The sequence below is a fragment of the Actinoplanes sp. NPDC051537 genome, assembly GCF_055586105.1.
The window spans coordinates 1-25,573 of record NZ_JBVJIU010000021.1 but is presented as its reverse complement, the minus strand read 5'-3'; the positions used below and the strand labels follow the sequence as shown (position 1 = coordinate 25,573).

Annotated in this window: 26 protein-coding genes; 8 read left to right on the top strand and 18 right to left on the bottom strand. The window is 71.5% G+C overall.

Going from position 1 to position 25,573, the window contains the following annotated elements:
- Nucleotides 1-40 precede the first annotated feature (40 nt).
- The 7 genes from ACZ6TB_RS39550 to ACZ6TB_RS39520 all read right to left on the bottom strand — a co-directional run bounded on the left by ACZ6TB_RS39550 (nt 41) and on the right by ACZ6TB_RS39520 (nt 4,835).
- On the bottom strand, nt 41-862 hold the full coding sequence (locus ACZ6TB_RS39550; RefSeq protein ID WP_465563924.1) for a F0F1 ATP synthase subunit delta: 822 nt from the start codon (nt 860-862) through the stop codon (nt 41-43).
- On the bottom strand, nt 862-1,428 hold the full coding sequence (locus tag ACZ6TB_RS39545) for a F0F1 ATP synthase subunit B (protein ID WP_465563921.1): 567 nt from the start codon (nt 1,426-1,428) through the stop codon (nt 862-864). The genes ACZ6TB_RS39550 and ACZ6TB_RS39545 overlap by 1 nt, the downstream gene beginning before the upstream one ends.
- A 29-nt stretch (nt 1,429-1,457) precedes the next feature.
- Nucleotides 1,458-1,691, bottom strand: a complete 234-nt coding sequence (locus tag ACZ6TB_RS39540) for a F0F1 ATP synthase subunit C (protein ID WP_465563918.1) — start codon at nt 1,689-1,691, stop codon at nt 1,458-1,460.
- 86 nt (nt 1,692-1,777) lie between these two features.
- Nucleotides 1,778-2,572 carry a F0F1 ATP synthase subunit A gene (gene atpB, locus ACZ6TB_RS39535; RefSeq protein WP_465563915.1) on the bottom strand — a complete coding sequence of 265 codons (795 nt, stop codon included), beginning with the start codon at nt 2,570-2,572 and terminating at the stop codon, nt 1,778-1,780.
- Nucleotides 2,573-2,587: 15 nt separating this feature from the next.
- Nucleotides 2,588-2,821 carry an AtpZ/AtpI family protein gene (locus ACZ6TB_RS39530; protein WP_465563912.1) on the bottom strand — a complete coding sequence of 78 codons (234 nt, stop codon included), beginning with the start codon at nt 2,819-2,821 and terminating at the stop codon, nt 2,588-2,590.
- A gap of 209 nt (nt 2,822-3,030) precedes the next feature.
- Nucleotides 3,031-3,441 (bottom strand): hypothetical protein, encoded by a 411-nt coding sequence (locus tag ACZ6TB_RS39525; RefSeq protein WP_465564289.1) that lies wholly within the window; start codon nt 3,439-3,441, stop codon nt 3,031-3,033.
- Nucleotides 3,442-3,545: 104 nt separating this feature from the next.
- On the bottom strand, nt 3,546-4,835 hold the full coding sequence (locus tag ACZ6TB_RS39520) for a serine hydroxymethyltransferase (protein ID WP_465563910.1): 1,290 nt from the start codon (nt 4,833-4,835) through the stop codon (nt 3,546-3,548).
- 73 nt (nt 4,836-4,908) lie between these two features.
- On the opposite strand from ACZ6TB_RS39520, the gene ACZ6TB_RS39515 reads away from it, so the two are divergent.
- Complete coding sequence (locus ACZ6TB_RS39515) at nt 4,909-6,435, top strand: SDR family oxidoreductase (protein ID WP_465563907.1); 1,527 nt, start codon at nt 4,909-4,911, stop codon at nt 6,433-6,435.
- Here the strand turns inward: ACZ6TB_RS39515 and ACZ6TB_RS39510 are convergent.
- The 4 genes from ACZ6TB_RS39510 to prmC are packed head-to-tail and all read right to left on the bottom strand — an operon-like array spanning nt 6,350 to nt 9,452.
- Complete coding sequence (locus tag ACZ6TB_RS39510; protein WP_465563904.1) at nt 6,350-7,300, bottom strand: L-threonylcarbamoyladenylate synthase; 951 nt, start codon at nt 7,298-7,300, stop codon at nt 6,350-6,352. The two genes, ACZ6TB_RS39515 and ACZ6TB_RS39510, sit on opposite strands and share 86 nt — an antisense overlap.
- Nucleotides 7,297-7,893, bottom strand: a complete 597-nt coding sequence (locus tag ACZ6TB_RS39505; RefSeq protein WP_465563901.1) for an arsenate reductase/protein-tyrosine-phosphatase family protein — start codon at nt 7,891-7,893, stop codon at nt 7,297-7,299. The genes ACZ6TB_RS39510 and ACZ6TB_RS39505 overlap by 4 nt, the downstream gene beginning before the upstream one ends.
- 1 nt (nt 7,894) lies before the next feature.
- Nucleotides 7,895-8,539 (bottom strand): L-threonylcarbamoyladenylate synthase, encoded by a 645-nt coding sequence (locus ACZ6TB_RS39500; RefSeq protein ID WP_465564286.1) that lies wholly within the window; start codon nt 8,537-8,539, stop codon nt 7,895-7,897.
- Between the two features lie 37 nt (nt 8,540-8,576).
- Nucleotides 8,577-9,452 (bottom strand): peptide chain release factor N(5)-glutamine methyltransferase, encoded by an 876-nt coding sequence (gene prmC, locus ACZ6TB_RS39495; RefSeq protein ID WP_465563898.1) that lies wholly within the window; start codon nt 9,450-9,452, stop codon nt 8,577-8,579.
- A gap of 82 nt (nt 9,453-9,534) precedes the next feature.
- On the opposite strand from prmC, the gene ACZ6TB_RS39490 reads away from it, so the two are divergent.
- Genes ACZ6TB_RS39490 through ACZ6TB_RS39480 form a run of 3 tightly spaced genes read left to right on the top strand, consistent with a single transcriptional unit; the run spans nt 9,535 to nt 13,684 of the window.
- Entirely contained in the window at nt 9,535-11,040 is a 1,506-nt protein-coding gene (locus ACZ6TB_RS39490; protein ID WP_465563896.1) for a GGDEF domain-containing protein, read from the top strand.
- Complete coding sequence (locus ACZ6TB_RS39485) at nt 11,037-12,368, top strand: outer membrane protein assembly factor BamB family protein (RefSeq protein WP_465563893.1); 1,332 nt, start codon at nt 11,037-11,039, stop codon at nt 12,366-12,368. Before ACZ6TB_RS39490 ends, ACZ6TB_RS39485 begins: the two co-directional genes overlap by 4 nt.
- Nucleotides 12,365-13,684, top strand: a complete 1,320-nt coding sequence (locus ACZ6TB_RS39480; protein WP_465563890.1) for an outer membrane protein assembly factor BamB family protein — start codon at nt 12,365-12,367, stop codon at nt 13,682-13,684. The genes ACZ6TB_RS39485 and ACZ6TB_RS39480 overlap by 4 nt, the downstream gene beginning before the upstream one ends.
- Here the strand turns inward: ACZ6TB_RS39480 and prfA are convergent.
- Together prfA and rpmE are read right to left on the bottom strand one after the other, a co-directional pair.
- A complete protein-coding gene (gene prfA, locus ACZ6TB_RS39475; RefSeq protein WP_465563887.1) occupies nt 13,668-14,759 on the bottom strand; it encodes a peptide chain release factor 1 in 1,092 nt (363 codons plus the stop codon). The two genes, ACZ6TB_RS39480 and prfA, sit on opposite strands and share 17 nt — an antisense overlap.
- A gap of 70 nt (nt 14,760-14,829) precedes the next feature.
- On the bottom strand, nt 14,830-15,054 hold the full coding sequence (gene rpmE, locus ACZ6TB_RS39470) for a 50S ribosomal protein L31 (protein WP_267564747.1): 225 nt from the start codon (nt 15,052-15,054) through the stop codon (nt 14,830-14,832).
- 390 nt (nt 15,055-15,444) lie between these two features.
- On the opposite strand from rpmE, the gene ACZ6TB_RS39465 reads away from it, so the two are divergent.
- Genes ACZ6TB_RS39465 through ACZ6TB_RS39455 form a run of 3 tightly spaced genes read left to right on the top strand, consistent with a single transcriptional unit; the run spans nt 15,445 to nt 17,665 of the window.
- Entirely contained in the window at nt 15,445-16,338 is an 894-nt protein-coding gene (locus tag ACZ6TB_RS39465; protein WP_465563884.1) for a phosphatase domain-containing protein, read from the top strand.
- 2 nt (nt 16,339-16,340) lie between these two features.
- Nucleotides 16,341-16,958: an RNA ligase family protein gene (locus ACZ6TB_RS39460; RefSeq protein WP_465563881.1), complete on the top strand. Its 618-nt coding sequence runs from the start codon at nt 16,341-16,343 to the stop codon at nt 16,956-16,958.
- Complete coding sequence (locus ACZ6TB_RS39455; protein ID WP_465563878.1) at nt 16,958-17,665, top strand: class I SAM-dependent methyltransferase; 708 nt, start codon at nt 16,958-16,960, stop codon at nt 17,663-17,665. Before ACZ6TB_RS39460 ends, ACZ6TB_RS39455 begins: the two co-directional genes overlap by 1 nt.
- Here the strand turns inward: ACZ6TB_RS39455 and ACZ6TB_RS39450 are convergent.
- From ACZ6TB_RS39450 to thrB, 4 genes are all read right to left on the bottom strand, one after another.
- A complete protein-coding gene (locus ACZ6TB_RS39450; protein WP_465563875.1) occupies nt 17,655-18,050 on the bottom strand; it encodes a VOC family protein in 396 nt (131 codons plus the stop codon). The genes ACZ6TB_RS39455 and ACZ6TB_RS39450 overlap by 11 nt on opposite strands.
- Before the next feature lie 934 nt (nt 18,051-18,984).
- Nucleotides 18,985-20,151 (bottom strand): nitric oxide synthase oxygenase, encoded by a 1,167-nt coding sequence (locus ACZ6TB_RS39445; protein ID WP_465563872.1) that lies wholly within the window; start codon nt 20,149-20,151, stop codon nt 18,985-18,987.
- A gap of 154 nt (nt 20,152-20,305) precedes the next feature.
- The gene (gene rho, locus ACZ6TB_RS39440; RefSeq protein WP_465563869.1) at nt 20,306-22,426 is read right to left on the bottom strand and encodes a transcription termination factor Rho; all 2,121 of its coding nucleotides are present in this window, start codon (nt 22,424-22,426) and stop codon (nt 20,306-20,308) included.
- Between the two features lie 350 nt (nt 22,427-22,776).
- A complete protein-coding gene (gene thrB / locus ACZ6TB_RS39435; protein ID WP_465563865.1) occupies nt 22,777-23,688 on the bottom strand; it encodes a homoserine kinase in 912 nt (303 codons plus the stop codon).
- 62 nt (nt 23,689-23,750) lie between these two features.
- Here thrB and ACZ6TB_RS39430 point away from each other — a divergent pair, with 62 nt between their 5' ends.
- Nucleotides 23,751-24,200, top strand: coding sequence for a hypothetical protein (locus ACZ6TB_RS39430; RefSeq protein WP_465563862.1), 450 nt, complete (start codon nt 23,751-23,753; stop codon nt 24,198-24,200).
- Here the strand turns inward: ACZ6TB_RS39430 and ACZ6TB_RS39425 are convergent.
- On the bottom strand, nt 24,180-25,415 hold the full coding sequence (locus tag ACZ6TB_RS39425) for an MFS transporter (RefSeq protein WP_465563859.1): 1,236 nt from the start codon (nt 25,413-25,415) through the stop codon (nt 24,180-24,182). The two genes, ACZ6TB_RS39430 and ACZ6TB_RS39425, sit on opposite strands and share 21 nt — an antisense overlap.
- Nucleotides 25,416-25,573 lie beyond the last annotated feature (158 nt).

Genomic DNA, 25,573 nt, shown 5'->3' with positions numbered 1-25,573 from the left:
CGATCAGGGTGTCGAATGACGTTGACCGAGGGAAATAAATCTATTTCGCGAACGCCTGGCGTGCCGCGTTGAGCCGCCGCAGGATCGTGCCGTCGTAGAGGTCGGAGCCGACTCGGACGCTGACCCCACCGATGATCGAGGGGTCGACGTCGACCTTGAGCGACACCGGCCGGTCGTAGAGATCGGACAGCTTGGCAGCCAGCGCCTGCTCGTCGGCGTCGCTGAGCGGCTTGGCCACCGTCACGTACGCGACCTCGCGGTCACGCTTCGCGGCGGTCAGCTCGACCAGCCTGGTCAGCGAGGAGTCGAAGCTCCGGCCCAGGAAACCCTCGAGCGCCACCTCGACGAGCCGGACCGTCGCCGGCTGGGCCTTGCCCTTGAGCAAGTCCTCCACCAGCTTAACCCGGCGCGAGGTAGGCGCACCCGGGTCACTCAGCGTGACCGCGAGCCCGGCGTTGCCCGAGACGATCTGTCCGAACCGGAACAGCTCGTCCTCCACGTCGGCGAGGGTGCCCGCCTTTTCCGCGGACCGCAGGACGACCTCGGCGCCGAGACGCTCCGTGACGTCCAGCAGCTCGGTCGGCTTGGAGAACCGGCCGGTGACCAGCGCCGTCAGCGTGTCAACGGTGATCTCGGCCAGCTTGGCGGCCAGCAACGAGCGCAACAGTTCGGCCCGCTCGGCCCCGGTCCGCGACGGGTTGGTGAGCGCCCGCCGGAGTCCGGGCTGGGCGCGCAGCAGGCTCGCCACCGACAGGATCTCGTCGGCGATCGTGGCCAGCTGCGCGGCCGTGGCCGAGCCGGTCTCGGCGGCGAGCTTCTCGACCGCCGAGTTGTAGGCCTGCTGACTGACGCTCGACGCCATCAGCGCCGTCCGCCCGTCGTGCCGGCGGAATCGAGCTCGGCGATGAACCGCTCGACCGTGCCGCGGCTGCGCGCCTCGTCGGCGAGGGACTCTCCGACGATCCTGCCGGCCAGGTCGACCGCGAGCGTGCCGACCTCGGCGCGCAGGTCACGGACGATCGACTCGCGCTGCGCGGAGAGCTGCTCGCGACCGGCCGCGATGATGCGGTCGGACTCCTCCCGGGCCTTGGCCAGGACGTCCTGCCGGATGCCCTCGGCGTCGGCGCGGGCCTCGTCGCGGATGCGAGCGGCCTCGGTGCGGGCCTCGGCCAGTTGGGCGCGGTACTGCTCGAGCAACTGGTTGGCCTCGGCCTGAGCGGCCTCGGCGCGCTTGATGCCGCCCTCGATCGCGTCCACCCGGGCCGCGAACGTCTTCTCCATCTGCGGGAAGACGAACTTCATCAGGACCCAGCAAAGCAGGCCGAAGGCGATGACGCCGACGATGACCTCTTGCCAGATCGGGATGATCGGGTTGTGCTCGGTCTCGGTCGTGCCCTCCGCGGCCAGAACCACAAGAGAGTTGATCATTACTTACCTCCTGTCGAGGCGGAGGAGGATCAGAGCCCCGAGCCCTGCCAGATGAAGCCGAAGGCGATGCCGAGGAGCGCGAGCGCCTCGATGACGGCGAAGCCGATCCAGACGTACGGCAGGGTCAGGCGCGAGGACTCGGGCTGACGGGCGGTCGACTGGATGTAGGCCGAGAAGACCAGGCCGACGCCGATGCCGGGGCCGATGGCGGCGAGGCCGTAGCCGATGGCGGCGGTGCTACCGGTGAAAGCAGCGATTTCCATTTTTTCAGTTCCTCCAGGTATCTCGCGTGAATCGGTTTCACGCGGGACGACAACGGGGTGTTACTGGGCTGTGCTTGGGGTGAAACTCAGTGCTCGTCCGCGAGCGCGCCCTGGACGTAGCTCGCGGTCAGCACCGTGAAGACGTAGGCCTGCAGGCAGATCACCAGGAACTCGAGGAACGTCAGCGCGATCGTCAGGGCCCAGGAGAGCACCGAGAAGGGCGCGTACCAGATGTTGGCGTTCAGCATCGCGAAGCCGCCGAGGGTGAACACCAGCAGCAGCATGTGGCCGGCGAACATGTTGGCGAAGAGTCGGACGGCGAGCGAGAACGGCCGCACCAGGAAGTTCGAGAAGAACTCGATCGGGATCAGCAACGGCAGGATGAACCACGGCGCCGGCGGGATGAGCGCCGTCTTGAAGTACTTGATGAAGCCGTGGTGGCGGATGCCGACCGCGATGAACATGACGTAGCTGATGATCGCGAGGAACGCCGGGAAGGCGATGTGCGAGTTCGGCGAGATCTGAACGAACGGGACGATGCCCCAGAAGTTGTTCAGCAGGATGAACGTGAACAGCGTCGTCAGGTATGGCGCGAAGCGCACACCGGCCGGGCCGATCATCTCGATCGCGATGTTGTTCCGCACGAAGCCGTAGAGGCTCTCGGCAAGCCACTGCTTCTTCGTCGGGACCAGCTGCGGCTTCCGGTTCGAGACCAGGAAGAAGACGATGATCAAAGCAGTGGTCAGCCAGACCAGCGCGGTGATCTTCGTAAACCAGTAATTGTCGTGCTCGCCCCACGGCAGGATGCTGGGCAGGTAGAAGTCCTCGACCTTCGGCGGGAAGGGGATATCCGCTGCGAGGACGATCGACTGACCGGTCACCGTAGCCCTTTCCTGTCAGGCGCCCAGACGGCGCACGATGAGGTAGACACCGGCGGCCATACCAACGACCGCGCCGATACCGGCAAAGATGCCCCTGGTCCCGACCCAGTGGTCGACCAGCCAACCGATCCCGCCCCACACCAACATGCCCGCAAGGAGGTAGGAGACGGCCGTCATGCCCATGCCCGTGTCGGGCGGCTGCTGACCGTCGTCCCCAGGGGGATTCTTGGGAGGTTCCTGACCGGTCATGACGGCCCGAACGATATCAGCAGGAAAGACGAAGCTAAGCGGGACCCCCCGCACAACCGCAGTTGTCCAGGCGTCAGGGGTCTCGCAACTGGAAGGACACGGTACTCCCCCTTCGCCATAACCGGACAAGCCACGACCGTTCACGTCACCGTTTCGTGGTCAACAAACCACGAAAGGGACGCTGACGAGGCAAAACGCGGTGCGATAGATCACTTTGGGCGACGCACGGCGGTGAACCACCAGGCCTGAACGCCCGTCCAAACGATCACGCCGGCGACGATGCCCCAGCCCAATGCGGACTTCCCCGTCCACGTCGTCTGTACACCGTAGGCAAGCACCAATCCGAGAACGCTGTACTTCAACACATATGTACCCAGGGCCAGCGGCATGAGCAGGGCCGGGCGCACCGTGTCGGCCCAGGCGATCACCAGCGTCGACATCGTGTAGCTGATCGTCACGATCAGGACGCCGAGCGCGGCCCCGAGCGCGGACGCGGACCCGCCGGCCAGGAACCCGGCCGAGGCGGCGCAGAGCAGCAGCGCGAACGAGACCGCGGTCAGGAACGGCAGATGCGCCACCCGCCAGCGCGGATCGGCCGGGAGCGGAGCGAGCTCGGGCAACGGGCGGTCGTCGCCATCATCAAGATCAAAACGAGCATCACGATCAAAACCTTGCTTGGGTACGCCGGGAAGCGTCACCGAGGACTCGTCGGTGTTCCGCTCGCTCACGCCATCACCTCCTGCCGCGCATAGGCCGGGAATCTCCTGACCAGGTCGTGCACCTCGTCCGCCGCGTCGGCCAGGCGCCGGGCGCCGTCCGCCGTCGCGGGGTCGCTGCGGACCGCGGCGCCGATCAGACCGGCTATCCGCCGCATCTCGCCCTCGCGCATGCCCTGCGTGGTCACGCCCGGCGATCCGACCCGGATGCCCGAGGCCTCCGCCGGCCGCTGCGGGTCGAACGGTATCGCGTTCTTGTTCAGCGTGATGCGGGCGAGGTCGCATCGCGACTCCGCCTCGGCCCCGGTGAGGCCGAGCTCGCGCAGGTCGGCCAGCACCAGGTGGGTGTCGGTGCCGCCGGAGACCGGGCGCATGCCCTCCTGGGCCAGACCCAGGGACAGGGCCCGGGCATTGTCGACGACCTGGCGGGCGTACGCCTGGAAGGCCGCGCCCGACGCCTCCCGCAGCGCCACCGCCTTGGCCGCGATCACGTGCATCATCGGGCCGCCCTGGCTGAACGGGAAGACCGCCTTGTCGACGCGCTGGGCGAGGTCGGCACGGCACAGGATCATGCCGCCCCGCGGTCCGCGCAGCACCTTGTGGGTGGTGCAGGTGACGACGTCGGCGTGCGGCACCGGCGACGGGACCGCCTTGCCCGCGACCAGCCCGATGAAGTGCGCGGCGTCGACCATCAGGTAGGCGCCGGCTTCGTCGGCGATCTCCCGGAACAGCGCAAAATCGATATTCCGGGGGTACGCGGTGGCGCCGCAGATGATGATCTTGGGTCGGTGGGCGAGCGCGAGATCGCGTACCTCGTCGTAGTCGATCTCCTCGGTGTTCGGGGCGACCCGGTACCCGATCGGGTGGAACCACTTCCCGGAGAAGTTGACCCGGCTGCCGTGGGTCAGGTGCCCGCCGTGCGGCAGCTCCATGGCCAGCACGGTGTCGCCCGGCTCGGCCAGCGCCGCGAACGCCGCCAGGTTCGCCGACGCGCCCGAGTGCGGCTGCACGTTCGCGTGCTCGGCCCCGAACAGCTCCCGGGCCCGCTCGACCGCGAGCACCTCGGCCCGGTCCACCTCGGCGCAGCCGCCGTAGTAGCGCCGCCCCGGATAGCCCTCGGCGTACTTGTCGTTGAGCGTCGAGCCGAGCGCGGCCAGCACGGCCGGCGAGGTGAAGTTCTCGCTCGCGATCAGCTGAAGCCCGTCGCGCTGCCGGCCCAGCTCGTCGAGGAGCACACGTGCGATCTCCGGATCCTCGCGTTCCAGCAACGCGAAGTCCGGCCCCCAGAAGGTGTCCACGTGCCCTCCCCGGATAGGCAACGAAATCCAGCATATGGCTTGAAAGGCCGCCCAATGGGCACACTCTGCGGTTATGCGATGTCTGGTGACCGGCGCGACCGGCTACATCGGCGGCCGGCTGGCGCCCCGGCTGCTCGACGCGGGGCACGAGGTGCGCTGCCTGTCGCGCAGCGCGGCGCGGCTGCGGGACGCGCCCTGGGCCGGCCAGGTCGAGATCACCGAGGGCGATCTGACCGACCCGGAGTCCCTGCGGGCGGCCCTGGACGGCATCGAGGTCGCCTACTTCCTCGTGCACTCGCTGGGCCGGCGCGACTTCGAGGAGATCGACCGGCGGGCCGCCGGGAACTTCGCCGAGGCCTGCCGGGACGCGGGCGTGCACCGGATCGTCTACCTGGGCGGACCCGAGCCGCCGGCCGGCGAGCGCGCCTCGGCCCACCTGCGCTCCCGCGCCGAGGTGGCCCGCATCCTGCTCGACAGCGGGGTGCCGACGGTGGTGCTGCGCGCGCCGGTGATCATCGGCTCCGGCTCGGCCTCGTTCGAGATGCTGCGCTACCTGACCGAGCGGCTGCCGGTCATGGTGACGCCGCGCTGGGTCCGCAACCGGATCCAGCCGATCGCCGTCCGGGACGTGCTGCGCTACCTCATCGCGGCCGGTGACCTGCCGGCCGAGGTCAACCGCGGCTTCGACATCGGCGGGGCGGACGTCCTGACGTACCTGGAGATGATGCGCCGGTACGCGAGGGTGGCGGGCCTGCGGAGGCGGGCCATCTGGCCGCTGCGGCCGCTCAGCCCGTGGCTCTCGGCCCACTGGGTCGGCCTGGTCACGCCCGTGCCCAACGCGATCGCCCGGCCGCTGGTGGCGAGCCTGGTGCACGAGGCGGTGGCCCGGGAGAACGACATCCGCGCGCTGGTGCCCGAGGTCGAGCCGCTCGGCTTCGACGAGGCGGTCCGGCTCGCCCTCCGCAAGATCAAGGACGCCGACGTGGAGACCCGATGGTCGACCGCGGCCGGCCGGCAGGCGTCGGCCGAACCGCTGCCGAGCGACCCGAAGTGGTCCGGCGGCAGCGTCTACGTCGACGAGCGGCGCCGGGCGGTGGACGCGCCGGTCGAGGCTCTCTGGCAGGTCATCGAGGGGGTCGGCGGCGAGAACGGGTGGTACTCGTTCCCGCTGGCCTGGTCGGTGCGCGGCTGGCTGGACAAGCTGGCCGGCGGGGTGGGGCTGCGCCGCGGGCGGCGCGACCGGCACCGGCTGCGGGTCGGCGAGGCGCTGGACTGGTGGCGGGTCGAGGAGATCGTGCCGGGGTCGCTGCTGCGGCTGCGGGCCGAGATGCGGGTGCCGGGCCGCGCCTGGCTGGAGATGTGCGCGACTTCCGATGGCGAGGGGCGCAGCGTCTACCGGCAGCGGGCCGTCTTCCTGCCGCGCGGGCTGGCCGGGCACGCGTACTGGGCGTCGGTGCTGCCGTTCCACGGGATCGTCTTCAACGGGATGGCCCGCAACATCGCCCGGCAGGCGGCTACTTCGCGGCGGCCCGGCTCAACCGGTCCCGGATCGCCAGCCAGTCCTCCCCCGGCGGGGGTTCCTGAACCAGGATCTCGGTGACGCCCGAGTCGTCGAGCCGGTGCAGCGCCGCGTAGAGGTCGGCCGCGTACTCACGGGGATCGGCGGACAGCACCTCGGCGCCGGGGACTTCCTTTCCCTCGTACGTCAAAATGCCTGTTTCGTTCGTTTTGTCGGTGTCGCTGGCATCGGTCACCCACCGCACCCGGGCCCGCGGAGCGTAGTGCCGGCGGCTCATGCCGGGCGACGGGCGCGCGGCTCCGTCGGCCGCCTCCGCGTCGCGCAGGGCGATCGACCCGGTCACGTCGCGCAGCGCGCGCAGGGCCAGCGCGCCCGGCCGCAGCAGCGTGGGCACGGCGGTGGTCAGGTCGAGCACGGTCGACTCGATGCCCCACGCGCTCGCGCCGCCGTCCAGCACCAGCGGCACGTCGGGCAGGCTGCGCAGCACGTGCCCGGCGGTGGTCGGCGAGATGCCCTCGGAGCGGTTGGCGCTGGGCGCCGCGAGCGGCAGGCCGGACGCCTCGAGCAGGCGCAGCGCCACGTCGTGGGCCGGGATGCGCAGCGCGATCGTCGCGTTGTCGGCGCCCACCCCGGTCAGGTGCTCGGCCCGGCGGACCACCAGGGTGAGCGGGCCGGGCCAGAACGCGGCGGCGAGCCGGTCGGCGGCGGCCGGCCACTCGGCGGCGAGCTTGCGGGCCGCGCCGACGTCGGCCACGTGCACGATCAGCGGGTTCCACGACGGGCGGTTCTTGAGCCGGTAGACCTCGCCGATCGCCTTGGCCGAGAAGGCGTCGGCGCCCAGGCCGTAGACGGTCTCGGTGGGGAAGGCGACGACCGACTCGGCGCGCAGCAGCTCGACCGCCTCGGCGATCCCCGCGGCGTCCGGCTCGACGATGCGACCGGTCACGACAGGAGAAGATTGGCGAACGGGACCGTGGTGTCCTCGATCTCGTCGCCGATGCGGTGGAACGTCTGGTCGCCGCGGCCCCACGGGTCGTCCAGGTCGTCGCCGGGCAGCGGGCCGTCCGGGCCGCGCAGCCGGTGCACCGCCTCGACGATGGCGACGCCCCGGTCGTGCACCGACTCGGGCTTGCCGTCCGCGGCCGGCAGCGACCCCGCGTCGACGCTCGCGAGCAGCCGGCCGAACTCGCCCATCACGAACGTGCGGGCGGCCGCGTCGGGGCGCAGCGCGACCACGTAGTCGTACTGGTCGGCGGTCGCCGTGAAGATCACGTCGGCCTCGTCGATGAAGTCGCCGCGCAGCTTGCGGGCCTCGAAGCCGGTCACCTCGCCGCCCCGGGACCGCACCTGGCGGGCCGCCGGCGGGTTCATCTCCTCGCCCTCGTGCCAGCCGCCGGTGCCCGCGCTGACACTGCGCAGCAGCCGCTCGCCGGCCTCGCCGACCCGGTCGCGCACCGCGCGGGCGAGCAGCCGCTCGGCCATCGGCGACCGGCAGATGTTGCCCATGCAGACGTGCAGGACGGTGAAGGGCGCCTCCACGTCAGGCCTCCGGCCCCAGCAGCTCGGGCACCACGTCCTGAAGCTTCTCGAGCGGGATCGCGCCCATCCGCAGCACCCGGGGAGTGTCGCCGGTGACGTCGACGATCGTGCTCGGCTGCGGGTCGTGGGCCGGGCCCGCCTCGAGGTAGACGCGCACCGCGTACTCCAGCTGGTCGCGCGCCTCCTCGGCGGTCGTCGGCGCCGGCTGGCCCACCTTGTTGGCCGTGGTGACCGCCATCGGACCGACCTCGCGCAGCACCTCGAGCGCCACCGGGTGCAGCGGCATGCGCACGGCGATCCGGCCGCCGGTGTCGCCCAGGTCCCACTGGAGGCTCGGCGAGTGCTCGACGTAGAGCGTGAGCGCGCCCGGCCAGAACGCGTCGGCCAGCTCGCGCGCGGCCCGGGGCAGCGAGTAGACCAGGCCGTCGAGCGTGTGCCGGGAGCCGACCAGCACCGGCGGGGGCACCTGGTTGGTGACGCTGCGGGCGTGGTGCAGCGCGGTGATGGCGTGCGGGGTGAAGGCGTCCGCGCCGATGCCGTACACCGTGTCGGTCGGCATCACGGCGAGCTCGCCGCTCTTGACCGCCTCGACGGCGGCGGCGATGCCGCGATCCCGGTCCGCGGTCGTACGGCAGTCGTAGAGCATCACACCGTGCAGTCTGCCATGTGGCGGCCGACACCGATCAGGTGCGCCGTGCCGTCGCGAAGCGCGGGCGCCCGGTGAGATCACGGTGGGCGGTCACCCCGGCGAAGCGGCCGTCGTTCCGCAGCAACAGCGGCACCGCGTCGCCGTGCACATCATCGTGCTCAATTCCGACATGTCCCCCGGGCTTCAGCAACCGGGCCGCGAGGGCGATCACCGGACGGATCACGTCGAGCCCGTCCGCCCCGCCGAAGACCGCCTCGGCCGGGTCGTGATCGGCCACCTCGGGCGGGACCGCGGTGCCGTCCGGCACGTAGGGCGGGTTGCACAGCACCACGTCGACGACGCCGGACAGCCCCGGCAACAGCCCCGGGTCGGTGACGTCGCCCTCGACCACCTCGACGGCCGGGAACCCGGCGGCGTTGCGCCGCAGGAAGGAGATCGCGACGGGGGAACGCTCCACGGCGTACACCCGCCCGGATTTGCCCTCATCGGCCACCGCGAGCGCGATCGCGCCGGTGCCGCTGCACAGATCGACCACGACGCCGCCCGAAGGGGCACGCTCGATGCCCCACCCGGCGAGCAGCTCGGTCTCCGGCCGGGGCACGAAGACGCCGTCGCCGACCGAGAGCTCCAGGTGCCGGAACGCGGCCGTGCCGAGCAGGTGCTGCAACGGGATCCGGCGCGCCCGCTCGGCCACCAATGTCCGAAAACGACGCAGCTCGTCGGCCCGGATCGAGTCCACGAGCAGCAGCCGGCCGCGCGGGATCTCCAGCACGTGGGCGGCCAGCAGCTCGGCGTCCACCCGGGGCGACGCCACGCCGGCGGCGGCCAGGCCGGCGACCGCCTCGGCCAGCGCCGGGCCGAGAGGCGTCCGTACCAAGTGCCGGGAGGGGTGTTCGTCGTCCGGGTCCACGGCATAATCATCAAACGTCACGTGCGACGCCGGCCGGCCGGGTCGGCGCATCGACGCGGGGACATGCGGTGGGAGGCGCCCGGTGAGTTGGTTGGACCAGCTCCCTGAAAACATCGAGGAGCTGACGCGGGCCGGGCGGCTGCAGCAGAACGGACGATCCGCCGAGGCGCTCCCGATCCTCGACGACGTGCTCGCCACCGCCACCGACCCCAGCACCCGGGCGTACGCGTTGGTCCAGCGCTTCGGCGCGCTGATCAATCTGGGACGGATCGCCGAGCTGGCCACCGCCATGACGCTCGCCGCCAACGCCGTGCGCGAGATCCCGGACCCCTACCTGCGCGGTCAGATGCACGCGTTCGCCGCCCTCGGCTCGCACCTGCAGAGCAACATCGACCGCGGCGTGACCCACCTCGTGCAGGCGTCCCGGGCGCTGGCCGCCGTGCGGGAGAACGACTTCGAGACCGCGTGGGGCTGGCACGACCTCGCGATGGCCTACTCGTACCTCGGCTTCCACGGCCACGCGCTGACCGCCATCGAGCAGGCCCGGCAGGTCGGCGCCGCGGTCGGGCTCGCCCCCGAGATCTTCGCGGCGCCCGGCATCCGGCTGCGCAACGCCGTCTCGCTCGACCACCAGGGCGACACCGACGGCTGCCTGCGGGTGCTGCGCGACATCGACGCCGAGCTGTCCCGCTACATCGCGATCGGCGCCGACCAGATGCGGCCGGGCAGCCGCGCGGCGTACGGCTACGCCCTGGCCCGCCGCGCCGCCCTGGGCGAGGAGACCGAGGCCAACGCGGCCGAGCTGCTCACCGGCGGCGGCGACAGCGTCCGCACCCGCGACCTGCACCACCTCGGCCAGGTCTGCCTCTCGATCGCCGCCGGCCGCCCGGCCCAGGCACTGGCCATGCTGGACGCCGTGCCGGTCTCCCCCGAGATCCTCGGCGCCGCCGAGCCGGCCCGGCTGCGCAGCATCGGCCACGCCGCCGCCGGCGACCACGCGGCCGCCCACCAGGCCGACCGGTACGCGTTCCGCCTCGCCGCCCAGCGCATCGACCGGCTCCGCGACGGCTACCTCGACGGGGTCGCGGCCCGGCTCGACGCCCAGGAGACCCAGCGCGACGCCGGCCGCTACGGCGACGAGACGCTCACCGACCCGCTCACCGGGCTGCCCAACCGCCGCCAGCTCGAGCGGTACGTCGGCGCGATGCTCGAGCGCGGCGAGCGGGCCGCGATCGGCGTCTGCGACCTGATCGGCTTCACCGCGGTCAACGTGCGGCACGGACGGCACTGCGGCGATCTGGTGCTGCAGCGGATCGCCGGCGTGCTCAACCGGGTCATGCGCCGCGGCGACTTCGTGGCCCGGTTCGCCGGCGACGAGTTCGTGGTGGTGCTGCCGGGCGCCGGCCAGGCGCAGGCGGCCGAGGTGTCGCGCCGGATCGCGGCGGCCACCACCGCCGAGAACTGGCAGGTCCTGGTGCCGGGCACGCCGATCGGCCTGGCGGCGGGCTGGTCCGAGGTCGGCGCCAACGGGCGTACGCTCAGCGCCGCCCTCGCGGCCGCGGCCGCCAACCGCGCGCCGACGAGATGAGCACGATCGACCTCGGTGAGATGTCCCCGGCGCCGGACGGGGAGCCGATCCGCGAGTTCGATCACCGCCTGATCCGCCGCTCGCTCCGCCGCCTGGCGATCGCCACGGTCGGCCTGTTCTCGCTGCTCGGCGTCACCGCCTCGGCCCGGCCCGAGCCGCCGGCCGGCGTCCGTCCGCTGTGGAGCGTGCCGCTCAGCGAGCAGGACAACGCCGCGCTCGGCGCCGGCAGCGTCTACCTGAGCCGGACGAGCGGCGGCCGCACCCGGCTCACCGCCTACGACCTGGTCACCGGGACGGTCGAGTGGGAGACCACGGTCGACGACGTCCTCGGCTACGCCCAGCTGGCCGAGCCGGAGGGGCTGCTCCTGCTGCCGGCCGACAACCAGGTGGGCGGGGAGAACGGCGTCTACACCGAGTTCGCCACCCGGACCCTCGCCTTCGACGCCCGCACCGGACGGCAGTTGTGGACCGAGGAGGGCGACGTGATCGCGGTCGCCCGCGGCACCGTCCTGATGGCCGAGCACGGCGACGACGGCGGCTACTCCCGGCTGCGGCTGATCCGGCTCGGCGACCGCGCCACGGTGTGGCAGCGGGCGACGCCCGGCGCCACCAGCGTGGCGTTCTCGCTCGACGGCCTCGAGCCGGACAAGGTCGTGACGGCCACCTCGGACGGCCAGATCGAGATCCTGCGCTTCGCCGACGGCGGGCGGATCTCCGGGGCGCGCATCCCGTGGGCCAAGCCCGATCCCGAGCGCGGTCAGTGGAACGACCTTGCGGCCAACGGCGACCATCTGGTGGTGAACCGGAACGTCCAGGGCCACGCCGAGCTCAGCGTGTACCGCGTCGACTCGATGACCGAGGCGTGGCACGCCGATGGCACCGAGGGCTACGCCTTCCCGTGCGGCGGGGCGATCTGCGTCAACAACGCCGGGGGCCTGACCGCGTACGAGACGGACAGCGGCCGGCTGATCTGGCGGCTGCCCGGGATCGGCAACGGGTGGGCGGCGTCCGACGACCGCGTGGTCGTCTCCGAGCCGGGCGAGGGCGGCGAGCAGTACCTGGTCGACGCGGCCACCGGGCAGCGGATCGGCGCGGCCGGCGCCGGCGAGACGGTCTGGACCACCGAGCCCGGCGAGGCCCTGCTCGTGCTGCGCGGCACCTCCTCGCCGCCGGACCGCACCTCGATCACCCGGTGGGACCTGGCCACCGGCCGCCGCGAGCTGCTCGGCTCGACCGAGCGCATCCCGGTCAACCGCTGCCAGGCCGTCGGGCACTACCTCGGCTGCTACGCGCGCTCCTCGTACACGATCACGGCGGTCGGCCGGTGACCCTCATCGACCTCGGCGACCTCGGCGACCGCACGCACGAGGACGCCGCGCCCCCGATCCCGGTCGACCACCGCCGGATCCTGCGCGCCGTGCTGGCCGCGCTCACGGTCGCCGGGCTCGTCGTGCTCGGCGGCGCGGCGCACGCCGGACCGCTCGGCGTCCGCTCGCTGTGGACCATCCCCGACTTCGCCGAGCACGACAACTTCGCGCTCGGCCGCGACGCGATCTACATCGACCGGCTCGAGGCCGGGCGGGCGGCGGTCGCCGCCTTCGACGTGGCCACCGGCGAGCCGCGGTGGGTCACCGACATCGGCGCCGAGCCCGGCGGCTACGGGCCGACCGTGGCCGGCGACGTCGTGGTGGCGCGCGCCGATCCGCTGCAGATCAACCGCAAGGACCCGGACGGCAACACGTACTCCTTCCAGCGGATCCGGACCTCGGTGGCCCTCGACGCGGCCACCGGCGAGCGGCTGTGGCGTGCGTCCGGCGACTCCCAGGTGTCCGCCGCGACCGGGACGGCGCTGGTGACCGAGGCCGACGACCAGGGCCGCACGATCCGGCTCCGGCTGCTGCGCCTGCGCACCGGGGAGGAGATCTGGAGCCACGCCACGACGCCGCTGGCCGACTGGACCGTCCTGCCCGCCGACGGGAACCCGCAGATGGTCGCCATGGTCACCCCGGACGGGCACGCGACCACCCTCCGCTACGCCGACGGGCAGACCGTCGGCGCCGCCCGGTTGCCCTGGCCGGCCCGCACCTATGCCTCGCTGCTGTGGCCGGTCGGCAACTACCTCGCGGTCATCCGCGACGTCGCGCAGAACGAGAACGCCACGACCGTCTACGACCCGCGCGCCTTCACGCCGTTGTGGACGTCCGACTACGTGACACCGTGCGGCCCCCTGCTCTGCTCGGTGGAGATCACCGGCGTCTCCGGGCGTGATCCGGCCACCGGTCGCAAGCTGTGGAGCGTCCCGGCCCAGGCCGCGAACGAAGCCGGGCCGGACCGGGTGGCACTGATCACGAACCTGGACGGGTCGACCGTGCAGCTGGCCGACGCCCGGACCGGCCGCGCGCTCGGGGCGAAGGTGCGCGGCGACATCGCGTACGACGCCGAGCCCAGCGACCATCTGCTGGTCCTGCGGCCGTCGGTCCAGCCGCCCGGCCAGGTCGTGGTGGTGCGGCTCGACCTGACCGACGGCAGCACCCGGATCCTCGGCTCGTTCGGCCCGAGCGGCGAGCAGGAGGTCTGCGCCGCGAACGAGCGCTACCTGGCCTGCCCGCGGGGCGACGGGCTGCGCATCATGGCCGTCGGCTGATCTCCGTGTCGCCGGCGAGGCGGGCCTGCCGGTCGGCCTCGGCCAGCGCGTCCAGCACGGCGTCGAGCTCGCCGCCGAGGACGAGGTCGAGGTTGTACGCCGTGTAGCCGATCCGGTGGTCGGTGATCCGGTTCTGCGGGAAGTTGTACGTGCGGATGCGCTCCGACCGGTCGACGGTGCGCACCTGGGCCTTGCGGGAGTCGGAGGCCGCCGCGTCCGCCTCCTCCTGGGCGATCGCCAGCAGCCGGGACCGCAGGATGCGCAGCGCCGACTCCTTGTTCTGGAGCTGGCTCTTCTCGTTCTGGCAACTCACCACGGTGCCGGTGGGCAGGTGCGTGATCCGCACCGCCGAGTCGGTCGTGTTGACCGACTGGCCGCCCGGGCCGGACGAGCGGAACACGTCGATCCGCAGGTCGTTGGCGTCGATCTGGACGTCGACGTCCTCGGCCTCGGGCAGCACCAGCACGCCCGCCGCCGAGGTGTGGATCCGGCCCTGGGACTCGGTCACGGGCACCCGCTGCACCCGGTGCACGCCGCCCTCCCACTTCATCCGGGACCAGACGCCGTGACCGCCCTCGGGCGTGCCCTTGGTCTTGACCGCCACCGAGATGTCCTTGACGCCGCCCAGGTCCGACTCCTGCGAGTCGATCACCTCGACGATCCAGCCGTGGCGCTCGGCGTACCGGGTGTACATGCGCAGGAGATCGCCGGCGAACAGCGCCGACTCCTGGCCGCCCTCGCCCGCCTTGATCTCGACGATCACGTCCTTGGCGTCGCTCGGGTCGCGCGGGATGAGCATCTCGCCGAGCTTCTCCTCGAGCGGCGGCAACATGGCCGCGACGGCCTCGACCTCGGACGCGAAGGCCGGGTCCTCGGCCGCGAGCTCCTTGGCCGCGGCCAGGTCGGCCCGGGCGGCCTCGAGCTCGGCGTGAGCCGCGTAGATCGGGGCAAGCTCCGCGAAACGACGGCCGACCCGGCGCACGAGGGCCTGGTCGGCGTGGATGGACGGGTCCTCCATCCGCTTCTCCAGCGCCGCGTACTCCTCGAGAAGCGTGGTCAACCGATCGTTACTCACAGTATTTTCTCCCCACGCGAACGGCGCCCGCCCCCCTGTCGACCAGGGATGGCGGGCGCCGTTGAAGCAGTTACTTCTTCTTGGCCGCGTTCACCTTCGCGTACTTGGCCTGGAACTTCGCAACCCGGCCCGCGGTGTCCAGAACGCGCTGCTTGCCGGTGTAGAACGGGTGGCAGGCGCTGCAGGTCTCGACGCGGATCTCGTCGCCCTTGGCGGTGCTCCGGGTGGTGAAGGTGCTGCCGCAGGAGCAGATGACCTCGGTGGTCGTGTACTCCGGGTGGATGCCGCTCTTCATCTTCTCGGTCTCTTTTCGTTGATGTGGTCGCCGGGTCGCTGTCAGCACCGCGCCGCCCCGCCAGGGCGGTGGGCTCGGGCGTGAACCGGAACCTTTACTGGCCGATGGACCAGTCTGCCATGTGACACAGCCGCACGAGAAATCGAGGCGACTTTCCTGATCCGGTGTCGATAACGTGAGCCGCCCTCGCGGCATTCCCGCCGGGCTTCGCACCCGGAGAAGGAACGGTCCCATGACGCTGCTCGCCGACGTCCTCGAACCGGCCGAACCGGCCACGGCGGTCGAAATCGGGCAGGTGCGGGCGAGCACCGGTCGTCGCTGTTCCTGCGCCTCGAGGGCGAGGACTACCGTCCTGCGCTGTGGCAGCAGGCGCGCCCGGAGGGCTGAGGATTGACGAGATTGCTGATCACCCGGGGGCTGCCGGCGTCCGGCAAGACGACGTTCGCGCGGAAGCTTCAGCCTCGGGTGGTCCGCGTCAACCGTGACGATCTGCGGCGCATGCTGCACGGCGACCGGTTGTACGCGCAATGGTCGGAATCGCAGGTGACGCACGCGCAGCGGGCCGCCGTCGAGGCCCTGCTCCGCGCGCACGCCGACGTGATCGTCGACGACACCAACCTGCGGGCCAAGACCGTGCGGGAGTGGGCCGAGCTGGCGGCCAAGATGGGCGCGACCTTCGAGGTGCACGACTTCACCGACGTGCCGCTCGAGGAGTGCATCCGGCGGGACAGCACCCGCGATGAAGAGGATCGGGTCGGTTCGGAGGCGATCCGGCGGATGCACGCCCGGTATCTGGCGGGCCGCAATCTGCCTTTGCCCGTGCCGTACATCAGTGGCATTCCAAACGTTTCGTATTCGCCGGACCCCTCCCTGCCGGCGGCACTGCTCGTGGACATCGACGGGACCGTGGCGCTCATGGGCGACCGCAGCCCGTACGACTGGGAGCGGGTCGGCTCGGATCTGCCGAACGCCGCGGTGATCACGGCGGTGCGCGCCATGCACGCGGCCGGCAATGCGATCATCTTCTGCTCGGGACGGGACGCGGTGTGCCGCCCCGAGACGGAGGCCTGGCTCGATCTTTACGTCGGCGTCCCGTACCAGGCGCTGTTCATGCGGCCCGAGGGCGACGGCCGCAAGGACTCCGTGGTCAAGCGCGAGATCTTCGATCGGGAGATCCGCGAACGGTGGCGGATCGTCGGGGTTTTCGACGACCGGCAACAGGTGGTACGTATGTGGCGGGCGCTCGGCCTCACCGTGTTCCAGGTCGCGGAGGGAGACTTCTGACCTTGAAGTACCCGCGCACCTTCCACCTGCCCGACTCGCCCGGCGCGACCGCCGACGACAAGGTGCAGCACGATCTGTCCTGGTTGGACGGCGAGCTGGTGGTGACCGAGAAGCTCGACGGCGGAAACCTGACCTTCACGCGCGACGCCATGTACGGCCGGTCGGTCGACTCCGGCACGCAGCCGTGGGACCGGCCGGCCAAGGCGCTGTGGGCGATGACCGCCTACCGAATCCCGGACGACTGGCGGGTGTGCGGCGAGTCGATGTGGGCGCGGCGCAGCATCGCGTACTCGGACCTGCCCGGCGTCTTCATCGTCTTCGGCATCTGGGACGAGACCGACACGCTGCTCGGCTGGGACGACACGGTCGACTGGGCGCGGCGGCTCGAGCTGCCGGTGGTGCCGGTGCTCTATCGGGGCGGCAGCCTTTCCGAGGCACGCGCCGCCTGGTCTGCGCAGCGCGACGCCTCGGCGTCCGAGGGCTACGTCGTGCGTGCGGCCGGGCGTATCCCGGCGGCCGAGTTCTCCCACAAACTTCTCAAGTGGGTACGCGCGGAGCACGTGCGCACCGATGCCGGTTGGCGCCATCGGGACGACTTCGCCGTGAACGAGTTCGCGTGATGTCCCGCCCCCGCTACGGCGTCGACGCGCCGCCGGTGCTCTTCGGTCTCTGCTCGGCCGTCGTCTTCCTGGTCGCGGCCACGCTGATCACCGGCTTCGTCACGAACTGGCGGTACGCCATCGGGCCCGGCGTCTTCGCGCTGTACTTCATCGCCAGCGCGTCGCTCTACCTGCACACGACGACGCGGGGAAAGTTCGTGGTCTGGTCACGGATCCTCGACGGCCTGTCGCTGCGCGGCGACGAGCGGGTGCTCGACCTCGGCTGCGGTCGCGGCGCGGTGCTGATCGCCGTGGCCCAGCGGCTTCCCACGGGCCATGCCACGGGCGCGGACCTGTGGCGGTCCGTCGACCAGTCCGGCAACTCCCCGTCGGTGACGTCGGCGAACGCGGCCGCCGCCGGCGTGGCCGACCGCGTCTCGCTGGACACGGCCGACATGACGTCGCTCCCCTACCCCGACGAGTCCTTCGACCTGGTCGTCAGCAGCATGGCGATCCACAACATCCACCCGCCGGCCGGTCGTCTCACCGCCCTCGACGAGGCGCTGCGGGTGCTGCGCCCCGGCGGCCGGCTGGTCATCGCCGACATCAGCGCCACCCGTTCGTACGCCGCCCATCTGGTGAATGCGAACACCCGGCCCCTGGGCTGGCGCATGTGGTGGGGCGGCCCGTGGCTCCCCACCACCCTGGTGACCGCCGTCAGGCCGTAGCCGCCGCCCGCTCGGCCTCGCTGCGCAGAATGCAGAACTCGTTGCCCTCGGGGTCGGCGAGCACCATCCAGCCCCCGCCGTCCGGCAGCCGCAGATCGTCGATCGGCTTGGCCCCGTGGTCGATCAGCCGGGCCAGTTCTTCGTCGCGGGTCCCCGCAACCGGCCGCAGATCGAAGTGAATGCGGTTCTTCCCCTGCTTGGCGTCGGGCACCTCGATGAACAGAATCTTGTGAACCCGATCCCGCGACATGATGATGCATTCCTCGTGCCCGGGAAGGTTGGGATCGTCGGCGTCCTCGGTGTAGTCGAGCACGCCCTCCCACCACTTGGAGAGCGTGTAGGCGTCGGCGCAGTCAACCGTGGTGTGCGATACGAAGGAGGTCATCGGGGCATGCTTTCAAGCCCGGCGGTCTCGTGCCATGTAATTCGCGGGTTTATCGCTGTTCGTTGGCTGTCGCTCTGCGGTCGTCGCTCATCTGTCGTCGCCTGGTGGCCGTCGCCCAGCGGTCGTTGCCCAGCAGCCGTCGCCCAGCAGCCGTCGCCCATCGGCCGTCGGCCATCGGCCGTCGGCCATCGGCCGTCGGGGTCGGCCGTCGGGGTCGGCCTTTGGCCCGTCGCCCGCTGCATAGCAGGGTTTGCCGATCACTGCGCGTCTTCCACACGGGCGGGCTGTCCACAGGGCAGCCCGCGAATTCGCCCAACATCGCATTTTTCCGGGGAGAATGACCGACGGGGGCTTCCCCCTGGGAGGGCGGGATCACGGGCGGGCGAGATCACGGGCGGGCGAGATCACGGGCGGGCGAGATCACGGGCGGGCGAGATCACGGGCGGGCGAGATCACGGGCGGGATCGGCTCCCGTGGCACAGCGCGTGGGAACGACCGAGACATGCCGGCGGGTCGGGTTATGCGCAAACCGGTTACGAGGGGCGGCATCCCGGGCTCGCGGGGCTTACGCACTGGCACTTCGTCAGGCTTGGCAGCGGGAACCGCGGCGGATTGCGTGACTGAGGTTTGGCGCGGACGTTTGCGGTCTCGGGGCACTCGAGCTGGGCGGCCAAGGCACGGGACGTGCGTGGTTACGGGTGGTGCGGCCCGTCACGGTGGCGATTTGCGTCGCTTGGCCACTTCGCGCCAGCGGACAGCCGTAGCAATGAAGAGAAACTGCACCCTACGAACACAAACTCTTCATTGCTTACTGCGGCACCCTAGATTTCACGGCTTTTGCGGCAATCAGCACGGGCGACGGCGACCCGCGGGCGACGGGCGGCGGGCGACGGGCGACGGCGACAACAAGGCGAAGCGAAACGCGCGACCCGGCTCAATGTGGGAACGGGCATCGGCTCCCCTCGCGGGCCAGCGCCGCCGCTTCCTCGTCCAGGTAGAAGGCGGGACGCAAGTCCATCTCCTCGTAATAGCGGTGGAAGACGCCGGTCAACGAGCCGGACATCGGGGGAACGATCCAACTCCAATCGGCGGGAACGGGACGCCCGGCTTTCTGCTCGTTTCGGAGGTGGGCCAGGAAACGCTGGGACTCCGTGTGGTGGTCGGACATCTTGACGCCGGCCTGCTCGAAACTCCACAGGACGGCGCGATTGAGCTCCACCAATGCCCGGTCGCGCCACAGTGTTGACTCGCGGGACATGTCCAGGCCCAGGCGGGCGGCGATCGTGGGCAGCATGTCGTAGCGGTCGGCGTCGGCCAGGTTGCGGGCGCCGATCTCGGTGCCCATGTACCAGCCGTTGAACGGGGCCAGGGGGTAGTGCACGCCGCCGATGGTCAGGCGCATGTTGGAGATGGCGGGGACGGCGTGCCAGCGGAGGCCGAGCTCGGCGAACCACGGGAGCTCGGGGTGCGTGATCGGCACTTCATGGATCGCGCGCTCGGGGAGCTCGTATAGGCGTACGCCCTCGGTGGGGGTTTCGATCGCCAGGGGAAGCACGTCGAAGTGGTCGCCCTTGCCGCGCCAGCCGTAGCCGGACATCGCGTCGGTGAAGGACAGCTGGCGGGCGTCGCCGACGGTGCGGCCGTCCTCGCCTCGATAGCCGGCGTAGCGGATGAGCTGCTCGTTCCACACCCGGGCGTACGGCTGGCCGGGCTGCGCGGCGGCGAAGACGCTGATCACGGGGCGCAACTGGCCCTTCCCGGCCGCCTGCAGGTGGTGCACGAGCAGGGAGAAGATCTCGTCGGCGGTACGGGCGCGGCGGCGGTCGAGCACCAGGAGGCTCCTCCAGTAGAGGCGGCCGATGCAGCGGGAAGCGTTGCGCCAGGCCATCTTGGCGCCGTGGGTGAGTTCGTCGGGAGTGTGCACGTACGTGCCGGTGGCCGCGATCTGCGCCCGAACGATCGCCAGCCGGGGCTCGACCGGGCCGAGCCGCGGGTTCTCGACGTAGCAGCGACGCAGGAAGTCCTCTGCCTCGCCCGCGTCGACCGGCGCCACCGGGTCCCATCGCTCGGTCGGATGGTCCCGATACCCAGGCACGATCATCGAGGCGCCTCCCACGGTGAGCCGACGTGTCCTCGGAGGTTCGCACGACCCCCCGAGTGGTCGATCACACATGGTGTGCGACAAAAAGGACGCGGTGTGCGACAAAAAGACGCGGCCCCCGTCCAAGACGGGGGCCGCGTCCGAAATGAACCGATTACTCGCCGGGCGTCGACTTCGCGATCTGCATCAGGAACTCGACGTTCGTGCGGGTCTGCTTGAGCCGGTCGAGCAGCAGGTCGAGCGCGGCCGACGAGTCCAGCGAGTGCAGCACCTTGCGGAGCTTGTGGATGATCGCCAGCTCTTCCTTGCCGAGCAGGATCTCTTCCTTGCGCGTGCCGGACGGGTCGATGTCGATGGCCGGGAAGACCCGCTTGTCGGCGATCTTCCGGTCGAGCTTGAGCTCGGCGTTACCCGTGCCCTTGAACTCCTCGAAGATGACCGTGTCCATCATCGAGCCGGTCTCGACCAGCGCGGTCGCGAGAATGGTGAGCGAGCCACCGTTCTCGATGTTCCGCGCCGCGCCCAGGAACCGCTTGGGCGGGTAGAGCGCGGTCGAGTCGATACCACCCGACATGATCCGGCCGGAGGCCGGCGCGGCCAGGTTGTACGACCGGCCGAGACGCGTCACCGAGTCGAGCAGCACGACCACGTCGTGGCCGAGCTCGACCAGCCGCTTGGCCCGCTCGATGGCGAGCTCGGCGACCGTGGTGTGGTCCTGCGGCGGCCGGTCGAACGTGGCCGCGATGACCTCGCCCTTGACCGAGCGCTGCATGTCGGTGACCTCTTCGGGCCGCTCGTCGACCAGCACGACCATCAGGTGGCACTCGGGGTTGTTGTGGGTGATCGCGTTGGCGATCGCCTGCAACACCATCGTCTTACCGGCCTTCGGCGGCGAGACGATCAGCGCGCGCTGGCCCTTGCCGAGCGGCATGACCAGGTCGATGACCCGGGTGGTGAGGATGTGCGGCTCGGTCTCCAGCCGCAGGCGCTCCTGCGGGTAGAGCGGCGTGAGCTTGTAGAACTCGGGGCGGCGCCGAGCCTCGTCGGGCTCCATCCCGTTGATCGTGTCGAGCCGGACCAGCGGGTTGTACTTGTCGCGCCGGTTGTCGCCGCTGGCGCCGTCGCGCGGGGTCGCCCGCACGGCGCCGGTCACCGCGTCGCCGCGGCGCAGGCCGTACTTCTTCACCTGGGACATCGAGACGTAGACGTCGTTCGGCCCGGAGAGGTAGCCGGTCGTGCGCACGAAGGCGTAGTTGTCCAGCACGTCGAGGATGCCGGCCACGGGGACCAGGACGTCGTCCTCGGCGACGTGCGGCTCGCGGCCGCCACCGTCGCGCTGACCGTCCCGCTGGCCGCCGCCGCCACCCTCGCCGTCGCGGTCACGACCGCGCCGGCGGTCCCGGAAGCGGCTGCGACGGCTGCGCCGCCCGCCGTCGCCCGAGTCGTTGTCGTCGTCGTCGTGACCTTGATCACCGCTGTTGCGCGGGCCGCGGTCATCCCGCTGGCCACGGTCGTCGCGGGGCCCACGGTCGTCACGGGGCCCACGGTCGTCGCGCGGGCCACGGTCGTCGCGGGCGCCACGGTCGTCGCGCGGTCCACGGTCGTCGCGGGGGCCACGGTCGTCGCGGGGGCCACGGTCGTCGCGGGCGCCACGGTCGTCCCGCGGACCCTGGTTGCGCTGACGGTCGCCGCGATCGCGGTCGCCGCGGTCACGGTTGCGCTCGCCCCGCTCCGGACGCTCGGTGCGCTCGCCGGCCTCGGGCTGAGCCACGGGCTGGGCGACCGGCTGGGCGACCGGCGACGTCGCGACCGGCTGCTCGGCGACGGGCGCCGCCGACTCGGCCGGAGCAGTCTCGCGCGGAGTGGTGTCGCGCCGGGCACGCTCGCGGCTACGCCGGCTGCCACCCTCGGTCGCCGGAGCGGCCTCCGGCTGCGCGGCAGTCGGCGACGCCTCGACAACCGGGGCGGCCGCGGCCACCGGGGCCGAAGCCGCCGGAGCCGAAGCGGCCTGAGCAGCGGCCGCGGCACGCGGACGGGGAGCGGACTCGGCGGGAGCGCCGCCGCTCTGCCGCTCGGAGATCGCGGTGATCAGCTCGCCCTTGCGCATCCGGGCGGTGCCGGAGATGCCCAGCGAAGCGGCGAGACTCTGCAGCTCGGGGAGCAGCATCGCGGACAGCCCGGTGCCGCCGCGGCGGCGCTTCGTAGCGGTCGCGGTGGTGCCGGCGCCGTCAGCGACGTCAGAAACACCCGACGTCACGTCGGTGGTGTCGCTCAATGGATTCCTTCCGTCGGAAAAAGCCCGAGGCGCCCGGTCTGCAGCCTGGTGGCCGGGTGACTCGGAGCCCGCTTCGCCGGGGCGACGCGGGAGTTTGTGCAGCACGGCAGCTCGACGGTGTCCCTGCTTGTCAAACGTTGACGAGTAGGTCTCGGCGAGTGCAGCGACTGGGAGATCTGTTGCTCGGCGTGTGCCTTGCTGAGAATTGAGACGACTTACAGAGTTTTCTCAGAAACCCGTAGGTCTTGAAGTCTCGGGGGTGCGCGCCGAACCGCAGTGATCGCTTGCTTCGCGGCTGTGCTTGGTCTTGAGCGTAGTCAACTCGTACGACCTGCGGCAACAGGGCCCCGCTAGGCGAGTTCCACCATACTCCCTTTGACAAGAGCACCGCGCGCATCCACGCCCAACGTCTCCGCGCGCCATTCTGTTCCCGGGTGGAAATCGGCCGGGACCTCGGACAACGCGAGAACTGTCGGGCCCGCGCCACTTACCACCGCGGCGACGCCGACCGATCGCAGCGACGCCACGAGCGACGCGGTGCCGGGCATGCCCTCGGCGCGGTACCCCTGATGCAGCCGATCCTCGGTCGCCGGGAAAAGCAGTTGCGGCGCCGCGGTGATCGCATGCGTGAACAGCGCCGAGCGGCCCGCGTTGAACGACGCGTCCTTGTGCGGGACATCGGACGGGAGCGCGGCGCGGGCCGAGGCGGTATACCCGCGCTCGGCGGGCACGAAGACAATCGGCCGTACGCCTTCGTGAGCATCCAGCCGGACGGCCCGGGCGCCGCTCCCCTCCGTCCAGGCGATGGTGAACCCGCCGAGCAGGCAGGGCGCCACGTTGTCGGGGTGGCCCTCGATCCGCGCCGCGATGCGCAACGCGTCCTCGTCGCCGATCAGCCGCCGGCCGTCCCGCACCAGGCCACGCGCCAGCTGGATGCCGCCGACGATCGCCGCCGACGACGAGCCCAGCCCGCGCGCCTGCGGGATCCGGTTGACGCACTCGACGGCGAGGCCGGGCGGACGCTCACCGAACTCGTCGAAGGTCGCGAGCATTGCGCGTACGACCAGATGCTCCTCGTTCTCCGGCAGCTCGCCCGCGCCCTCGCCGCGCACGCTGACCGCGAAGCCGGCATCGGTCACCTTCGCCGTGAGGTCGTCGTAGAGGGTGAGCGCGAGGCCGAGCGCGTCGAAACCGGGGCCCAGGTTGGCGCTGGTGGCCGGGGTGCGCACGGTGACCGGATCGGTCGCGAAGGTCAGGCCCATCGGCACATGCTAAGCGTTGATCATTCACCCGGATGTCGCACCCGACCGGTACCTTCGGCGGCGTGATCTCCCTCGTCGGATACCTCGGCATATTCGTGGTGCAGCTGCCGGTCTTCGCGGTGCTCGTCACCGGGCTGGTGCTGCTCGCCGGGCCGGGCAAGCGGCTGCCTCCGCGCAGCCTCCTGCTGGCCCGCGCCGGCCTGGCCCTCATGCTGGCCGAGGGTCTCGCCTCGATGACCTGGTCGGCCCTGCTGCCGCAGATCCTCTCCCGCATGCATTACCGCGACGGCTTCATCCAGACGTACGGCATCATCAGCGGCATCGTGGGCTTCGTGCTGGCCCTGCTGTTCGCCGCCGGGGTGGGCCTGCTCGTGGCGGCGCTGCTCGGCGCCCGGCCGGCCTTCCCGCCCGGCCCGCCGTTCCCGCCCGGGCCGTCCCCGGCCCCGGCCGGGGCCGCCGCTCCCCATCCGGCCGATCCCGGCCCCACGCCGTCAGTCCCGCCCGGCGAGTGACGGCTCGTCGCTCAGCCGCAGCTTTCGCGTCGCGACGCCCCACACGACCGCGTAGAGGAGCGTGACCAGCCCGCACGCCGCCAGGATGACCCGCATGTCGACGTGGTCGACGACGGCGGCGGCGGCCAGCTGGCTGACCGCGACCGACAGCGTCACCACCATGAGGTCGGTGGCGAAGACCCGGCCACGCAGCCGGTCGGGCACCTCGGCCTGGAGGGCGAAGTTGGACAGCGTCCAGTTCGCGCCGCCGGCGAAGTGCGCGGCGAAGACGAGCACCAGCACGAGCGGGAACCACGGCGTGACGGCCACGCCGAGGTAGCCGACGCCGTAGAGGGCCATCGAGAGCGCCAGGGCGCCGAGCAGCCAGGAGCGGCGGCGCAGCACCGGCCGCAGCGCGAACGGGCCGACCAGCGCGCCCGCGCCGCGCACCGCGAACAGCAGGCCGGCGCCCAGCGTGCCGGCGCCGTGCAGGCCGGCGATCAGCGGAAAGACGATCAGCACGCCGTTGCCGAGGCCGGCCGCCGACTTCACCGTGACCAGCGCGCGCAGCCGGGGGCGGGCGATGATGTAGCCGGCCGCCTCGCGCAGCGCGTGCCAGGTCGGCGGCGTCGTCGCGCCGTCCTCCCGGGGCGCCTGGAGCGGGCGGCGGATCGTGCCGGTCAGCACCACGGCGACCAGCAGGCAGACGGCGGTGACAGCGAAGCTCGGGTACGGGCCGTAGGCGGAACCGACCAGGCCGCCGAGCGACGCCCCGACGATCGTCATGGTGCCCCAGGACGAGCCCGAGATCGCGTTGGCGGCGGGCAGGTCGGCCGGCTCGACGACGTTGGGCAACGCGGCCGACGCGGCCGGGGTGTAGAACGCCTTGGCCACCGACATCGCGCCGATCGAGACCAGGGCCAGCGGGGCGGTCGCCGCCGATCGCACGGCGAACAGCAGCAGGACGGCGACGAAGGCGCACAGGTTGGCGACCATCAGGATCTTGCGGCGGTCGACCCGGTCGGCGACGGTGCCGGTGAACGGCAGCAGCAGCGCGCTGATCCCGGTGTCGGCGGCGAGCACCAGGCCGCCCCAGACGCCGCTCCCGGTGAGCTCCGGCAGCAGCGTCAGGAGCGGGACGATGACGAACCAGTCGGAACCGAACACGACCAGCTCGGCGCCGAACAGACGGCGGAAGTCCCGGTTGCGGGTAATGACCGAAAGCGCTGTTGCCACGTACGGCAATCTAATCGGCGAGGGGGGGGGGGGGGGGGGGGGGGGGGGGGGGGGGGGGGGTGGTGGTGGGGGGGGGGGGGGGGGGGGGGGGGGGGGGGGGGGGGCGGACGGAAAACCACCAGCGCTTTTTTGGTTGAGTTTTTTGCTATTTCACGGCT

Excerpts from the sequence above, each read along its gene's own strand:
- ACZ6TB_RS39445 (WP_465563872.1), bottom strand. The coding sequence starts at position 20,151 with ATGATCGTGCCTGGGTATCGGGACCATCCGACCGAGCGATGGGACCCG.
- rpmE (WP_267564747.1), bottom strand. The coding sequence starts at position 15,054 with ATGAAGAGCGGCATCCACCCGGAGTACACGACCACCGAGGTCATCTGC.
- ACZ6TB_RS39455 (WP_465563878.1), top strand. The coding sequence starts at position 16,958 with ATGTCCCGCCCCCGCTACGGCGTCGACGCGCCGCCGGTGCTCTTCGGT.
- ACZ6TB_RS39545 (WP_465563921.1), bottom strand. The coding sequence starts at position 1,428 with ATGATCAACTCTCTTGTGGTTCTGGCCGCGGAGGGCACGACCGAGACC.
- ACZ6TB_RS39530 (WP_465563912.1), bottom strand. The coding sequence starts at position 2,821 with ATGACCGGTCAGGAACCTCCCAAGAATCCCCCTGGGGACGACGGTCAG.
- thrB (WP_465563865.1), bottom strand. The coding sequence starts at position 23,688 with ATGGGCCTGACCTTCGCGACCGATCCGGTCACCGTGCGCACCCCGGCC.
- ACZ6TB_RS39500 (WP_465564286.1), bottom strand. The coding sequence starts at position 8,539 with ATGCTCTACGACTGCCGTACGACCGCGGACCGGGATCGCGGCATCGCC.
- ACZ6TB_RS39550 (WP_465563924.1), bottom strand. The coding sequence starts at position 862 with ATGGCGTCGAGCGTCAGTCAGCAGGCCTACAACTCGGCGGTCGAGAAG.
- ACZ6TB_RS39485 (WP_465563893.1), top strand. The coding sequence starts at position 11,037 with ATGAGCACGATCGACCTCGGTGAGATGTCCCCGGCGCCGGACGGGGAG.
- ACZ6TB_RS39515 (WP_465563907.1), top strand. The coding sequence starts at position 4,909 with ATGCGATGTCTGGTGACCGGCGCGACCGGCTACATCGGCGGCCGGCTG.
- ACZ6TB_RS39450 (WP_465563875.1), bottom strand. The coding sequence starts at position 18,050 with ATGACCTCCTTCGTATCGCACACCACGGTTGACTGCGCCGACGCCTAC.
- ACZ6TB_RS39540 (WP_465563918.1), bottom strand. The coding sequence starts at position 1,691 with ATGGAAATCGCTGCTTTCACCGGTAGCACCGCCGCCATCGGCTACGGC.